The 15,073-nt window shown below is 61.2% G+C and carries 13 protein-coding genes and 1 pseudogene; 11 read left to right on the top strand and 3 right to left on the bottom strand.

From position 1 onward, the window contains the following. The 6 genes from FJ958_RS32160 to FJ958_RS23625 form a co-directional block, all read left to right on the top strand. The coding region (locus tag FJ958_RS32160) for a hypothetical protein (protein ID WP_246679718.1) at positions 1 to 389 on the top strand (389 nt) is incomplete at its 5' end. A 208-nt stretch (positions 390 to 597) separates the two neighbouring features. Continuing rightward, on the top strand, positions 598 to 867 hold the full coding sequence (locus tag FJ958_RS32165; protein ID WP_246679719.1) for a hypothetical protein: 270 nt from the start codon (positions 598 to 600) through the stop codon (positions 865 to 867). Positions 868 to 1,352: 485 nt separating this feature from the next. Continuing rightward, positions 1,353 to 3,386, top strand: coding sequence for a peptidase domain-containing ABC transporter (locus tag FJ958_RS23605; protein ID WP_246679721.1), 2,034 nt, complete (start codon positions 1,353 to 1,355; stop codon positions 3,384 to 3,386). Positions 3,387 to 3,494: 108 nt separating this feature from the next. After that, positions 3,495 to 4,901: an HlyD family type I secretion periplasmic adaptor subunit gene (locus tag FJ958_RS23610; protein ID WP_140745932.1), complete on the top strand. Its 1,407-nt coding sequence runs from the start codon at positions 3,495 to 3,497 to the stop codon at positions 4,899 to 4,901. Between the two features lie 43 nt (positions 4,902 to 4,944). Then, on the top strand, positions 4,945 to 6,675 hold the full coding sequence (locus tag FJ958_RS23615) for an SEL1-like repeat protein (protein ID WP_140745934.1): 1,731 nt from the start codon (positions 4,945 to 4,947) through the stop codon (positions 6,673 to 6,675). 80 nt (positions 6,676 to 6,755) lie between these two features. Next, positions 6,756 to 6,944 carry a hypothetical protein gene (locus FJ958_RS23625; protein WP_140745938.1) on the top strand — a complete coding sequence of 63 codons (189 nt, stop codon included), beginning with the start codon at positions 6,756 to 6,758 and terminating at the stop codon, positions 6,942 to 6,944. Positions 6,945 to 7,074: 130 nt separating this feature from the next. Here the strand turns inward: FJ958_RS23625 and FJ958_RS23630 are convergent, their stop codons facing one another. Further along, entirely contained in the window at positions 7,075 to 8,394 is a 1,320-nt protein-coding gene (locus tag FJ958_RS23630) for a type II toxin-antitoxin system HipA family toxin (protein WP_140745940.1), read from the bottom strand. Continuing rightward, positions 8,394 to 8,648, bottom strand: a complete 255-nt coding sequence (locus FJ958_RS23635) for a helix-turn-helix transcriptional regulator (protein WP_140745942.1) — start codon at positions 8,646 to 8,648, stop codon at positions 8,394 to 8,396. Before FJ958_RS23635 ends, FJ958_RS23630 begins: the two co-directional genes overlap by 1 nt. A gap of 119 nt (positions 8,649 to 8,767) precedes the next feature. Between FJ958_RS23635 and FJ958_RS32170 the strand changes: the two are divergent. Continuing rightward, positions 8,768 to 8,914 (top strand): annotated as a pseudogene (locus tag FJ958_RS32170) (flavin reductase family protein); the annotation flags it as partial. Positions 8,915 to 9,339: 425 nt separating this feature from the next. Next, complete coding sequence (locus FJ958_RS23645; protein WP_140745944.1) at positions 9,340 to 10,749, top strand: ISNCY family transposase; 1,410 nt, start codon at positions 9,340 to 9,342, stop codon at positions 10,747 to 10,749. A gap of 409 nt (positions 10,750 to 11,158) precedes the next feature. Here FJ958_RS23645 and FJ958_RS23650 read toward each other — a convergent pair whose 3' ends face one another. Further along, positions 11,159 to 11,554: a VOC family protein gene (locus FJ958_RS23650; protein ID WP_140745946.1), complete on the bottom strand. Its 396-nt coding sequence runs from the start codon at positions 11,552 to 11,554 to the stop codon at positions 11,159 to 11,161. A gap of 212 nt (positions 11,555 to 11,766) precedes the next feature. Between FJ958_RS23650 and FJ958_RS23655 the strand changes: the two genes are divergently transcribed. The 3 genes from FJ958_RS23655 (at position 11,767) to FJ958_RS23665 (ending at position 14,900) form a co-directional block, all read left to right on the top strand. Next, positions 11,767 to 12,072, top strand: a complete 306-nt coding sequence (locus FJ958_RS23655; RefSeq protein ID WP_140745948.1) for a ribbon-helix-helix domain-containing protein — start codon at positions 11,767 to 11,769, stop codon at positions 12,070 to 12,072. 192 nt (positions 12,073 to 12,264) lie between these two features. Beyond that, on the top strand, positions 12,265 to 12,738 hold the full coding sequence (locus FJ958_RS23660; protein WP_140745950.1) for a hypothetical protein: 474 nt from the start codon (positions 12,265 to 12,267) through the stop codon (positions 12,736 to 12,738). Positions 12,739 to 12,821: 83 nt separating this feature from the next. Then, positions 12,822 to 14,900, top strand: coding sequence for a sigma-54-dependent Fis family transcriptional regulator (locus FJ958_RS23665; protein ID WP_140745952.1), 2,079 nt, complete (start codon positions 12,822 to 12,824; stop codon positions 14,898 to 14,900). Positions 14,901 to 15,073: the final 173 nt, after the last annotated feature.

A 15,073-nucleotide genomic window follows, 5' to 3' on the forward strand; every position in this document is an offset into this window, starting at 1 on the left:
TCCACCGGAGCTACTGGTTCGACCGGCGCTACCGGCTCGACTGGAGCTACTGGTTCGACCGGCGCTACCGGCTCGACTGGTGCCACTGGTTCGACCGGAGCGACAGGCTCCACCGGAGCTACTGGTTCGACCGGCGCTACCGGCTCGACTGGAGCTACTGGTTCGACCGGCGCTACCGGCTCGACCGGAGCGACAGGCTCGACCGGAGCTACAGGTTCGACTGGTGCGACGGGCTCGACTGGCGCCACTGGTTCGACCGGAGCAACTGGTTCGACCGGAGCGACGGGTTCGACCGGAGCTACCGGCTCGACGGGCGCCAGCGGCTCAACCGGAGCAACAGGCTCGCCTGGTCCGACAGGGTCGACCGGAGCGACCGGCCCAGGCGGTGAGACCGGTGATCATGGTCGTGACCATGACAATAACGGCCACGGCAACGGAGATCAGGACGCGCCAGGTAATTCCGGCAACCACAACAATGGCGAGAACGGTGTGCACTCCGGACAGGGCAACTCCGCCGGTGGTCAGGACAAAGGAAACGGAACTCCTGGGGGTGGTCTCACGGCCAACGTCACGTCCAGTTCGCTCGGGCTCAAGGACATGACGCAGTTCCTGCAATCCGGCTCGACAGACAGTGATCCTGTCAGCCATGCGTCGTTCCGCCAGCTCATCGGCCTGGCGGCCAGTACGGTGACGACCGACCTCCTGAATGTCCTCAACACGATCAGGGGATCTGGTCAGAACCAGAACAAGCCGTTGGGTGCGAGCACCGACCTGACCTCGGACCAGACCAAGCATGGTGCGGGCTACGCCAACAGCGACGACACAGTGAAGAAGGCTCTGAAGGATATTCTGAAGCCACATGAGTGAGCAGTAGTGGTGACCGGACAGACCACGATAGAAACCGGTCCAAGGCTGAGAAATGGGCGCGCGGGCTTTGCGGAAAAGCAAGGCCTGCGCGTCCGAATGGGCAAGGGGCTCGTGCTGCCGACCAGCTCGGCGTATAATCAGCGCGGGCAGAAATCCCAGCGGGGATGGTCGGTCCGGGGCATTGTTGAACTCACGCCTGCGTGCCGGAAGGGAAGTCCACGGTGAGCATCCCTCTGAATGCTGAAATACAGCCGGTCCAAATCCGCGATGGCACTGAGGCGATCGGCCACGCCGGCGGCGAGAGCGAAGTAGGGCGGATTCCTGGTGGTCCAGCCGAGTTTGACCGGGTCGGGCCGCGCCTTAAGGCGATACTCGCGGTTGCCCGCTATCACGGTGTCGAACTCGACCCGAATGAGTTTAGGGCGGCGAGCGCAAGCCCGTTTCCAACCGCTACCGACTTGTCTGAATGGGCGCGGAACGGCGGCATGTGGTCTCGCGCCGTCCGCGTTCGCTGGTCTCACCTGTTGCGCTTTCAGGACACCGGACCGGTCGTTCTGTTGTTCAGCGATGGCGGCGCGGGTCTCCTCACCGGGGCGAGTGCCGATCGCAACGTGGTCTTCCTCAAAAGCGCGGACGCGCCTGACGATGGTGAACCCACCGCCATCGACGAATTGCGGCTCTCGCAGGTGTGGACGGGTGAGGCGGTGCTGCTGCGAAACGCGCGATCCTATGTTGCTGCGGATGCGCCTTTCACGCTTCGCTGGCTCCTCGAACTGGTGCGGCTCGAAAGCCGGCCGCTTCGGGACGTTGCCATCGCATCGTTTACACTCAGCGTCCTTACCATCCTACCGCCGCTCATCGTCATGACGGTGGTCAACAAGGTATTGCAGTTCAACAGTGTCTCGACGCTGTTGCTCTTGTCGGCCATAGTCGCTGTCGTCTTCGCCTACGAAACGCTCCTGGGCCACGCGAGACGCTTGATCATCAATGTCGTTGGAGCCCGTCTGGACACCAAGCTGCAGCTGCACGTTTTCAGCCGGTTGCTGCGCCTGCCGCTCGACTATTTCGAGCGTCATCCTGCCGGCGAGACAATGTACCACCTCGCCCAGGTCTATCGCATCCGCGAATTCCTAACCGGCAAACTGCTCAGCACGTTCCTCGATCTGATCACACTCTGCGTGCTGCTACCGGTGATGTTCTACATCAACGTCAAGCTCGCCTGGATCGTCGTTTCCTGCGCAGCGGTGATCATGCTGATCATCCTCGCCTTCCTCAAGCCGTTGCGCCGAAGGTACCAGCGCGTGATCGACGCCGAGACCTGGAAGTCGGCAGCCTTGGGTGAAACTGTTGTCGGCATAAAGACGGTGAAAGCGCTAGGCCTCGAGCCGCAACGCAAGGCCCTTTGGGACGAGCGGGTGGCGGAGGCGGGGAGGGCACGTCTCTCCTTCGGGCAGTTCGCCAGCTGGCCGCAGACCCTGGTTACGCCAATTGAACGCGTAATGGTGCTTGGCACCATGTTGCTTGGCGCCTATCTCGCGATGAGCGACACTTCCGGCTATATGGTCGGTGGCCTGTTCGCCTTCATGATGATCTCCCAACGCGTCGCCCAACCACTGGTCGGGTTGGTCCGACTGATCGAAGACTACGAGGAGGTCGGCGCGGCGATCGGCGAGGCGGCGTCGGTCCTTAACCGGCCGCTGGAAAGCAGTTCGAATTCCCTCGGCCTCAGACCAAGGCTCGTCGGCGAGGTCACGTTCAGCGATCTGACATTCAGCTATATCGGCACCAAGACGCCGGCGCTCGACCGGGTCAGCTTCAATATTCCAGCGGGGACCATGTTCGGCATTGTCGGGCGGAGCGGGTCGGGAAAATCGACGATCGCGCGTCTCCTGCAGGGGATCAACCGCGACTATAGCGGTTTCCTCAAGCTGGACGGTGTCGACCTCAAGGAAATCAACCTGCGTCACCTTCGCCAGGGGCTCGGCGTGGTCCTCCAGGACAATTTCCTGTTCCGCGGATCGATCCGCGACAACATTATCGCCGGGCGCGCAGGCCTGACGCTTTCCGATGCCATGCGTGCCGCGCATCTGGCCGGCGCCGAAGAATTCATCGAACGAATGCCGAATGGCTACGATACATACATCGAGGAAGGTTCGCCCAATTTGTCGGGTGGTCAAAAGCAGCGGCTGGCGATCGCGCGCGCTCTCATCCACAATCCGACCGTCCTTATCCTCGACGAAGCGACTAGCGCACTCGACCCGGAGAGCGAGGCGGTTGTCAGCGCCAATCTCATGCGCATAGCCAGCGGGCGCACGATGATAATCGTTTCGCATCGGCTGTCCTCGCTTACCGAGTGCGACCAGATCCTGGTCATGGAGCAGGGCAGGGTCCTCGACGTCGCGCCGCACGCGATCCTGCTCGACCGATGTGCGCTCTATCGCCAGCTGTGGTCGCAGCAGAACCGGCACCTCGATGGCCACCACGGTCGCCCGGTAGCCGTACCGTCGCGGTTGGTTTGACGATGTCGCGCGGCCGAAAAGCGCTTCGGGGCATGGCTGAGGGTGGATTGGATGAGATCAAATGGCCCGGTTCAACAAAGACCATCTGCACTTCAGCTCTGGTAAGCCATGAGTAGCACCTCCCTCACGATCCGCCCCGCCCGCTGGCCTCGGACGAAAACGAGCGATCCGACGACACCAGCCATCCTCGAATTCCAGTGGCCGTCGACGGCGGTCGCCAATGCGCCTATTCCGCGAGCTGCGCGCGGCATCGTATGGATTATTTCAAGCCTGGTGATCGCCTTGATCGCCTTGGCAGGACTGATACCGGTCGATCAGGTGGTGACGACCAGAGGGCTGGTGGTCTCACAATCGCCCAACATCATCGTACAGCCGCTGGAGACGGCGATTGTCCGCTCGATCGAAGTGCGCGAAGGACAGCATGTGCAGGCCGGTCAATTGCTTGCCCGCCTCGATTCGACCTTTGCCTCAGCAGACCTGCAGGCGTTGGCTATGCAGGTCTCCACGCTTGAAGCCGAAGTGGCGCGGTTGAAGGCGGAGGCCAACGGCCAGGCTTTCAACTATGACGGCCTCGACCCGAGTTGGACCCTGCAGGCGTCCATCTTCGAGCGCCGCAAGGCGGTCTACGAGGCCAAGCTGGAGAATTTCGACCGGCAGAGCGACGAACTTAGTTCTGTGATCTCGCGCGCGCAATCCGATGCCGCCGGCTACCGGCAGCGGCTCTCCGTCGCGGCCTCGATAGAACAGATGCGCAAGCAGCTGGAAGAAAGAGAGGTCGGGAGCCGCCTCAATACCCTTCTCGCCGAGGACAATTCGGCCGAAATGTCCAGGGCGCTCGGCAACGCCGAGCAGACGGCAGAAGCTGCCAAGCGCCAGCAGGCGGCGGTAGCCGCCGACCGCGCCGGCTACATTCAAGGCTGGAGAGCGGAAGTCTCGCAAGGTCTGTCGGAAGCAAGCTCTCGCATCTCCGACGCCCGCGAGCTCTTCAACAAGGCAAAGCTCCGCAAGCAGTTGGTAGAGCTGAAAAGCGAAGGAGATGCCATCGTCCAATCGGTGGCAAAGGTCTCGGTTGGCTCAGTCCTGCAGTCGGGCGAACGCTTGATCACGCTGGTGCCGGCCGACGCGTCGCTCGAGATCGAGACAAACGTCGTCGGCCGCAGCAGCGGTTTCGTGCACATCGGCGATCCCGTGGCCATCAAGTTCGACACTTTCCCCTATTCACAATACGGCCTCGCCCACGGCACTGTGCGAACGCTCAGCCCCGATTCTTTTTCGGCCCAGGAGCAAGCACGCGACCCAAACAGTTCCCTCGCCATGCTGCCCTCGAATGCCGAGCCGTTCTATCGGACGCGCATTTCCATCGACCAGATCGCGTTGCACGGGGTTCCCGCGGGGTTCACCCTCAGCCCTGGCATGCCTGTGACCGCCGACGTCAAGGTTGGCCGGCGCACGGTGCTCAAATACATTCTTGGGGTGATGCTCCCGATCGGCCAGGAAGCGATGCGCGAGCCGTAGTCTGCAGCTAAAGAGGAACCGGAGCATTCAAAGGCCGGCATCGATGGCAATTCTGGATCGCCTGACTGGTTTGGCTAGCCCGTCCGTAGCGCTGCGGCGGGCGATCCAACTTTCTGAAAATGGCAAGCCCACAGAGGCCTTTCCGCTCTTCGCGACGGCTGCGCGTGCGGGCATCGGCAATGCCGAGTATCGGGTCGCGCGTTGCTATCTCGAAGGTTCGGGCGTGCCGCCGAGCCGGGCAGAGGGGACAAGATGGCTGCGGCGAGCAGCGGATCACGGGAGCGCTGATGCGCAGGCGCTCCTCGCCGCACTCTACGTGACCGGGATGGCGACAGCCGAAGCTGACAAGGGCTCCGAATCGGATCGCCTGTTCGTGGAGGACACCACGAGCGAGCCAGACTTTGCGTCAGCGCTCGGCCTTGCCACGAAGGCGGCCGAGGCCGGCTCCGCGACCGGCCAGGCACTCCTCGGCTACATCCTAACCAGCGGTCCCGAACCAATGCGCGACGCGGATGCTGCCCATAAGTGGTACGAGCGGTCGGCCGCGGCCGGCTGCGCCGAAGGAAACCTTGGTTTTGCTCTTTCGCTAGCGCGGCGGGGTTTGCCGGCAGACCGAGCCAGGATTGCCGATGAGGTCCGGCGGGCGGCGGACGATGGCTTGCCAACAGCAATTTATCTTCTCGCGATCCTCACCGAACATGGCCTCGGCGTCATAGGCGACCTTGCTGGTGCAGCTCGGCTATACCAGACAGCTGCGGAGAAAGGCCTTCCCGCGGCCCAATTCCGATTGGGGTTGGCGCTTATCGACGGGACCTTCGTCGATCAGGATCTGATGGCTGGCGAGGCGTGGATGCGGCGCGCCGCACTGGCGGGCAATAGCGAGGCAGCGTATCTCCTCGGCGATCGTAACGTGAAGAGCCGGCCGCCGGATTTTTCAGAGGCTGCAACCTGGTATCGCCGGGCGGCCGAGGCAGGTCACCAGACCGCTGCCCGCGCCCTGGCCTCTCTCTACCTGACGGGAAACGGTGTTGCCAGGGACGAGCAAGAGGGGACGCGCTGGCTGCGCACTGCCGCAAGCTGCGGGAACCGGGCAGCACAAGTCGATCTGGCCAATCTCGTTCTCCAAGGAGCCGGTGAGCCGGACGATACGGCGAGCGTAGCCGGATGGTTCGAGGCAGCCGCGTTCTCGGGCGACCTTATCGCTGCCTTCAATCTCGGGCTCTGTTTCGCCAAGGGCGTCGGCGTGCGTCAGGATGAAGGTCAGGCGGCGCAATGGCTGAGGCGCGCCGCCGAAGGCGTGGCCGAGGCCCAATACATGTATGCGCGCATTCTCAGGGATGGTCGCGGCGTGGCGGCGGACGGACAACAGGCCCGCGCCTGGTTTGCCGAGGCGGCTGACGGTGGCGTGCTCGACGCGCAAGTGGCACTTGCGGAGATGCTGCTCAACGGGGGCGGCGGCAAGCGTTCCCCGGAACACGCAGTGCAGCTGTTCGAACGGGCCGCCGCCGACGGTCATGCCGGGGCAATGTTTGCGCTCGGCGCGCTGCACAGCTCCGGCGAGGGAGTGTCGGTCGACCACATGGCGGCGCAGAAATGGTTTGCAGCCGCGGCCGAGCGGGGGCACGGGCAGGCCCAACTCATGCTCGGCCGATATCTCTCGAAAGGCCTTGCCGGAGAGCACAACCCGGCAGCCGGCCGCCTTTGGCTCGAGCGAGCGGCGGTGCAAGGTTTTCAGGAAGCTGCCGACGAACTCGCTGAGTTTGCCTCGGACTGAGGGAGGATGGAATATGAGCACATGCGGCGCCGATTTCCTTCACAAATGGATTTCTGACCATCTGCCGAGGCGGAGATTCGATGACCCGCGACCGGTTCAGCGTCGATGCGATCAATGCCTTCATCACTAGACTTGTGAATGCCCGCACGCCGATCGACACAGACACGGCCGGAGCGCGGCAACTCAAAGCGGCAATCCAGGCCATCAAGGATAAAACCGTCAACAGTACGGTGACGAGTAAGCGTCATTTGGAACACACCCATGTCTAGACTAGGCGCTACCTGCGGCGAGGGAAAACGAGTTCAAGCAGGAGGACCCTATGGCTTTTGAGTTGCCCGCTTTGCCTTATCATTACGAGGCGCTTCAACCCTAGCCTGGATTTCTTGTCGGACCTTGCTTTCAGCTTGATCGGTGTGCCTCGGCGAGAAGCATCGCGCGCTTGGTTATTGCCGACCTGACCGACTCGACGACGCGCGCGGGAAAGCGATGCGGCAACGAAGAAATCACGACCTCGACCCGCCTCTCGGCGTCTCCGGCGATTTCTTCGAATATTCTGCGCATGACAGGTGTGCCCACCCCAGCAATCTCAGCGGTCTGCATGAAGTGACGCGGCATGATCTCATGTACGGAATAGTGCCGACTCTTGCCGACTGACATTGCCAGTTTGAATTTCTTGCGGGGAATCTGTCCAGCATCAAGGCTGGGTTGCGCACTAATTACATCATAAAGCGGCGTCATCCGAAACCGCCCACCAGGCGCGAGAAAAATGCTGAAATTCTTGGCGTGGCCATCGGTCGCGCCGATCAGCCAGAATACGATGCATGCGCGCAGAAAGACCGCTATGTCGTTTTCCGGCCTGTCACTGCCCTTCAGAAGCTCGATGATCTCCCGCATGCCGGGACCGCCCTCTGACTGGTACTTGCGTGTTGGCGGGACCGACAGTGCCTGACACATATCCTCCTGCGGCAGGCGCAGGAGGCGGCCGTCCCTGGCCCACAACCGGTCGAAGCGCTCGACGATCAGCGTGCGGCGCTCCCCGAAATCAGCGATCTCCGTCTTGGCGGCAGGAACCCCGAACGCCTCGATCAGCTTAAGGCACAGATATTCGTTCTCAACACTATCGGAGAGATCGATGCCATTCGGCAACCTGCCGATCTGCGGTTTCAGGATATGGGTGGTCGCCGCCGTGCCGACCGGCTTGAACCAGCGTCCGTCCTTGCGTAGCAGCGCCGTCTTTTCTTGGGCGCCGGCGATCGAGATGCGGAAATCGTCGTCCTCACCGAGGCCGAGAGGAGCGGCTGCGAGATTTTCGATCATGTCCGCGACGGCCTTTTTGCTGATCGGCTTGCCGTCGCTGCTGCCCGGATTGCCAGGATCGATACCATCAGGCAAGAACTGCAGCGCTCCGACGCAATCATGGCCGAGGACGGCGAGCAGGCTGTAGGCATCGGTCCCAACTGCGCCGACGCGTTCGGCAATCCGCTTGCGGATGGCTTCATCGTCAGGAAGCAGGTTGTCGAAGACATTGATCACTGGCGCGCCGATATAGCGGTCCTCCCGCAAAGGAAGCGAGAGCGAGACCGGGAAAGTGCTTTGCCAGTCCAGCCATTCACGGGCGTATTGGAAGTCCACGGCGCCGGTTGATTGCCTGCGCAGCACACCCACCAGGCGCCCGTTCAGGAAGACGTTGAGCGGTGGGTGAGCCGGCCGCCGCGCCATCAGAACAGATCCTCAATCTCCGTGGCGTTGCTTTTGCTGCGCGGGCGAACGACAAGTTCAAGGTCGAGGGCAGAGAGGGCAGCCATCAACGTACTGAGCTGCACCGCCGGCTCGCCGGCTTCAAGGCGAGACACCGTAGCCTGGCGCAGGTGGATTTGACTGCCAAGCGTCTCTTGTGTGAGGTCGGCTTGCCTGCGGGCGCGACGTAGGATGGCACCGAGTTGCTTTTCGTTGCGAGCGATCTGGTCGGTCATGATAAGTCTCCAGAATTCTGTATACGCGCTCGCGTATGAACTGTCAATATACGCGACCGCGTATAGATGGTAAGTAAACGCAAGCGCGTATATTTGGCCAAGATACGGGATCGCGTATCGTCATTGCTATTCCAATAATCGATCTGGCCGAGACCGTCGTCGATATCGGCAATTGCTCTGGCGATTCCGTAGACAAGTTTCTGCGTTTTTGGCTGAAGACGCGCCAGGCAAAAGAGGTCAAGGCCCCGTTGGTCGCTGACTGCCTGGAAATCGTTCCCGGCACGCCCTTGTCGAGCGGGTTGAGAGGCAGGTGGGCGGCCTTCATTGTTGCCGAACTGTCATGTCGTCGATCCGGAAGCTGATTTTGACCCTGCGCACCTCGGAAAAGGCAAGCACTATCGATATATTACACCTGTTGCACGTCCGCCCGGTAGGACATACGGGCTGCAAAGGCCGAACGGTCCCGATGGGTCGCACGCTCGTACCGAAATGGCTCGCCGCGTGAGATTTCTCAACTAGAAATCAAACGAAAACAATATCTTAAGTGAGTTCCATAATTCAGGTTATGCGACTTCGGTTTGTAGCAGCTAAGTTAAAATGTCCGGATCTGGCAAAGTAGGAATGTCGCTCCTGCCTTGCCAATGTGCCCGCGTTCGAGAGCGCGGGAGATTGCAGATTGGGACGTGTTTTGATGAGCGAACGCGAGCTGCGACGTATCGAGGTTTTGTCGAAGATTGTTGAGCGGCGAATGACAAGCGTTGCGGCGGCAAGCCTGCTCGACGTTTCAGTTCGTCAGGTCCGGCGGCTGTTGAAGACGTTCCAGGCGGATGGCGGTGCGGCTCTCCGGCACAAGGCGCGCGGCCGGCATTCCAACAACCGCATCGTCGATGGCGTTCGCGACTTTGCGCTGGAGCTGATCCGCGAACACTACGTCGACTTCGGACCTACGCTTGCCCGCGAGAAGCTGATCGAACGACATCAGCTCGCGGTCAGTAAGGAGAGGCTGCGCAAATGGATGACGGAAGCTGGAATCTGGACGTCACGCCGTGAGCGGAAGCGGCGGCTGCATCAGCCGCGCGGGCGGCGCGACTGCTTGGGTGAGATGGTGCAGATCGACGGCTCGCACCATTGGTGGTTCGAGAACCGTGGCGCCAAATGCGCCCTGCTCGTCTTCATCGACGATGCGACCGGCAAGCTGCTTCATTTGCGCTTTGCCGGCTCCGAGAACACGTTCGACTACTTCCACGCGGCCAAGGCGTATCTGCGGGAATGGGGCAAGCCGTTGGCTTTCTATAGCGACAAGCACGGCATCTTCCGAACGACCCATGGTTCGGCGAAGGACCGCACCAGCGGCCTGACGCAGTTTGGCCGCGCGCTCTATGAGCTCAACATCGACATCATCTGCGCCAACACCCCACAGGCAAAGGGTCGCGTCGAGCGCGCCAATCAGACGCTACAGGACCGGCTCGTGAAGGAACTGCGCCTGCGCGGTCTCAGCACGATCGAGGCGGCCAATGCCTATGCGGCCGAGTTCGCCGCCGATTTCAATGCCCGTTTCGGCAAAGAACCACGCAATCCGAAGGATATGCACCGCCTCCTCGCCAAGCATGAGAACCTCGACGGCGCGATGTGTCGCAAGGAATTCCGCACGCTGTCCCAGGCTTTGACACTGCGCTACGACAAGGTGCTGTTCATTCTCGATCCGAGCGTCCTCGCTAAGCGCCTGGCCGGTAAGAAGGTCGTCGTGTGCGACTATCCCGATGGCCGCCTCGAGATCATGGAAGGCAGCACGTCCCTACCCTATAGAACTTTTGACAAGCTGCGCTCGGTTCACAGGTCCGAGGTTGTGGAGAACAAGCGCCTAGACGAAGCACTGGCGATGGTCGCCGAGATGCAGGCCGGCCGTGAGCTGACACGCAGCCAACACGGACCGCGGCGCACAGGCCAGGCGAACCACTTGTTCGGCATTCCCGATGGCAGCCAGAGCAATGGCTACCAGAAGCGTGGCCGCAAGCCTGGTCGACGGACGGATTTCATGAACGATCCCGCTGTCATAGCAAGGCGTGAGCAGGCACTGACGAGGCTGGAAGCTGCGGAATGAGATGTCGTGACCACAGCGACATTGCGCCAGTGTCGTAGGCCGGTCGGACGCTGCCGCATCCATGTAATTGGCAGGCTCTCAAAGCTAAGGCCGAAGAAGCCACGATTGATCGCACCCGATCGGGCTGCGCAACCCTGACCAGCTACGCCCGATCGGGCGCTCGCGTCAGCACCAAGAAGCGCATCGCTGTCGCATTTCTAACTGGCTGGCGGTGTCGCGTCTCTAAATCGCTTTAACATCGGATGTAGCAGCTAAGTTAAAATGTCCCATTTCTGCAAAGTAGGAATGTCGCTTTCCCTTTGCTGAATGCCATTCTCCCCGCGTGGCTGATGGTTATCTCTACGCGATCACGCAGGTATTCAAGAAGTCGCGATTGTGCAAGCCATGAGCATGCACCCATCGAATGCCCCTATTGGTAGCGTCCGTGGCGCTGCAGCACTTCGATCTGGTATCCATCTGGGTCGGCCACGAAAAAGAACCGCGCGAGCAGCGCTCCTTCGCGCTTGAACTCGACAATTTTTCGCGGATTGAAGCCTGCCGCAGCCAAGCGCTTGTATTCGGATTCGAGATCGTCGACGCAAAAAGCCAAATGGCCATAGCCTTCGCCAAGCGCATAGAGTTCTCTCTTGCCCTTGTTGATCGTCAGTTCAAGCTCGAAATCGGATTCTGCACCACGCAGATAAACCAATGTGAACGCGTCGAAATCCAACCGGTCCGCAACGTTGAATCCAAATGCGCTTTTGTAGAAACTGACCGACAGGTTCTCGTCGATCACTCGGATCATCGAATGTATTGCTTTCGCCAAAGAAGCCTCCCGCCTAGCATGTGGTCTGGGATACCGCTCACCGTTACAAAGCGGGTAGCAGCCGGTTACCACGTCGAGAGGCGTTTGGGCTGGATCACGCACCAAGGTCCGATTGCGGTCACTGCAAATTGAAGGGAAAATGCGCGCTGGGTTGGTATCGTCCAGAAGCTCTTCGCCTCGCCCAAAAGCAATATCAAACGGGAGGTCATCACATGTGTAAGGTCTTTGCCGGACAGGATCCGGAAGGGTATCGATTAATCAATCGCTCAGTTCGAATAGGCGGCCACTCGACGAGCATCCAGCTCGAAGCCACTTTTTGGACGCTATTGGACGAGATCGCTCATGGACAGGGGATGACGGCGCCGAAATTCCTCTCGACGCTTTACGATGAAGCGATCGAGATAAACGGCCATATCCCGAACTTTGCCTCGATGCTGCGCACCACATGCGCGCTCTATCTGCGCGACAGGCACCCTTTCCACAGCGAACCCTCGGAATCGAAGAACAAGGCGGCCTGACACGGGCACTACTCATCAAACGTACGAATACCGGCTCTCCCGTGTAGCAGCCACCTGCTACCAACGACACTCATTTCGGCGCTAACTAAATGTGAATGGCGGACCAGGACGGTGGCAGTGTAAGGTTCGCTGCAAAGAAAAAGAATGCGCCCCCGCGCCTACGGACGCCGGCAAACGAATCTGGGAGGATTCATGGTCGAGATCATCTCCAAGCGGGACGGCCCGCGACGCGAGGATGTTCAGGTCAAGCGGCTGATCGAGCAGAACCGCTCCACCATCGTTCGCCTCGCCGACCAGATCAGCGGTGGTGGTTATTCGGCGTCCAAGCAGCCGCGCCAGCAACGCAAGGCGGAAGGCTTGATCATCCATGTCGGCGGCAGCGCGACAACCGCGACTGACGCCAAGCCGTCCATCCAGGTGACGATGAATGGCCGGGTGATCTCAAAGGATCAGAATACCGGCCGCCAGCTTCATCATATCGGCGATGTCCGCAACCGCAACGGAGACCAGACCTTCGTGCTGGCTACGAAGAAGAACGGCTTTTTCTCACCAGTCGACGACACCATCGCCGAGGCGCTTGCCGGCCTGGATGGATCGCGGCTGACGGCGGCTTACAGCGAAGAGCAGCTTGCTGCCGACATCGGGGCGAGACTAGGCATCGACTGAGGACTGATATCCGGGCGTGGCTGTGCACGTCCGCCGCGACAGCATACAGAAATGGCATACCTCAAAGGTACTGTGATGACTGAATGAAACACGCGAGCGGCCCCAATCCTATGAAACCCGGTGCTCTTCCGGCGCGTGCGTCGATGGCCACCGGGCAACTGGTTCTGGACAAGATCGACTATGATGAGCGCGCCACCATGCGTGCGTGGGAGAGTTTTCTTTCCGACGAGCCGACAAGCGCACGCGATCCGGTCCACGTTCGCTCGCTGATCCACGATTCCTGGTATCGCAGCGCCACCGGCGGCATCAATGCGCAAGGCATTGAAGCGCCGCTGAGCAGTGACCGTGACGAGATAGAATACCTGACCCGCGCCAACGCCGAGCTGCTTTCGGCGGCGCGGCGATCGTTCGAGTCCCTTGGCCAGTTGCTGGAAGGGACGGGAGCGATGCTGGTGCTCGCCGACAGCGACGGCGTGCTGATCGACGCCATCGGCGACAAGAAGACCTTGCATGACGGCATGGACATTCATCTGGGCATCGGCGGCAAATGGAACGAGGACGCCGTCGGCACCAATGGCATCGGTACCGCGCTGTGGACCGGCGAACCGATCTTCGTCCATGCGGCCGAACATTTCTGCGCCGGCATCAAGTCCTGGACCTGCGCCGGAGCGCCAATCCGCGATCCGCTGGACGGCAAGATCATCGGCGTGGTCGACCTGTCCGGTTATTCGCCGATTTTTCGGCCGCACAACACAGCACTCGTCGCCGCCACCGCCAGGCAGATCGAAAAGGCGCTGGCCGAACAGCAGCAGGAGCAGCGCACGCGCTTGCTCGAGGCCTTCATCTCGTCGGCCCCCAGCTATCGCCGCAAGGATGGGCTGGTGATCGTCGATCATCGCGGCCGCGCGATCTTCTGCAACAACGTGCCCAACGGCGACACGACGGAGATGATGGACGGCCCGATGGAACCGGGCCGCGGTCGCTGGCTGATGAACCTGCCGGCCTCCGGCTCGGAGAGCGATCTCGCCAACGCGCTGCCGGCGCATCTGCGATCCTGCCATGTCACGCCGCTGAAGCTCGACGGTGACCTTCGAGGCGCGGCGCTGGTTTTCCCTTCGGTGCCGGTCGTCTCCGGCGTGACCGTGATCGACCGGCAGCCGAACAAGCAGCTGCAGACGGCGGCTGCGATGATTGTCGGCGAGAGCGACAAGCTGCTTGCCGCCATCGATGTCGCCTCCCGCGTCGCAAGATCGAACGGCGTCACCTCGCTGCTGATAGAAGGCGAAACGGGTGTCGGAAAGGAGCTGTTCGCGCGGCTTGTTCATGCCGGCAGCCGGCGCTCGGAAAACGATCCTTTCATCGCCATGAATTGCGGGGCGATCACCAAGGAACTGTTCGGCAGCGAACTGTTCGGTCATGTCGCCGGGGCCTTCACCGGGGCCTCGCGCGACGGCAAGCCGGGTGTCTTCGAACTCGCCAACGGCGGCGTGCTCAGCCTTGACGAAGTCGGCGAACTGCCGCTCGAAATCCAGCCCTTCCTGTTGCGTGTACTGGAAGAGCGCGTGGTTCACCGCATCGGTGACTCGAGGGGGCGACCGGTGGACGTCCGGCTTGTCGCCTCGACCAATCGCGATCTCAAGCAGGAAGTTGCCGCCGGCCGCTTCCGCAGCGATCTCTACTACCGCATCGGCGCGGTCTCGATTCATGTCCCGGCCTTGCGTGAGCGCGGCGACGACGTGCTGTTGCTGATCGAGCATTTCAATCGCCACATTGCAAGGCTGGCGGGCAATGATCCGCTGGAGTTTTCGAACGAAGCGTTCGATGCGCTGCGGGCCTATCGCTGGCCGGGCAATGTCCGCGAGCTGAAAAACCTGGTCGAGCGTCTGCATGTGCTGGCGCGCGGCGGCACGGTCGAGCTCCAGGATATTCCCGGCGAAATCAGTGCGGGTAACCGCAACGACAAGGCCACGCACGGTGATCACCGCACAGCCATGCTCGAGGCACCGGTGTGCTCGTTCGAGGATGCCGAACGCCAGGCGATCAAGAATGCACTTGCCGCCGAGAGTGGCAATCTCAGCAAGGTCGCACTGCGGCTTGGGGTTTCGCGGCCGACGCTCTATCGCAAGCTTGGCCAGTACGGGATCCGGCGCGGCTTCCTCTAGGATGTGTTGAATTCAGGTGATGCCGACCTGCAAGCGGCAGTTTTCTAGGCTTGCGGTACTCTCGAAAGCCGCCAACAACACACTGATTCAGATCCGTTGCAAAAAAACCCCGCGGCATTCGCGCCGCAGGGCGGGGAAGTTTGTCGATCGAAACTGCAGTCAGGCAGCAGCGG

The sequence above is a fragment of the Mesorhizobium sp. B2-3-5 genome (genome assembly GCF_006442395.1).
Lineage (GTDB): Bacteria > Pseudomonadota > Alphaproteobacteria > Rhizobiales > Rhizobiaceae > Mesorhizobium.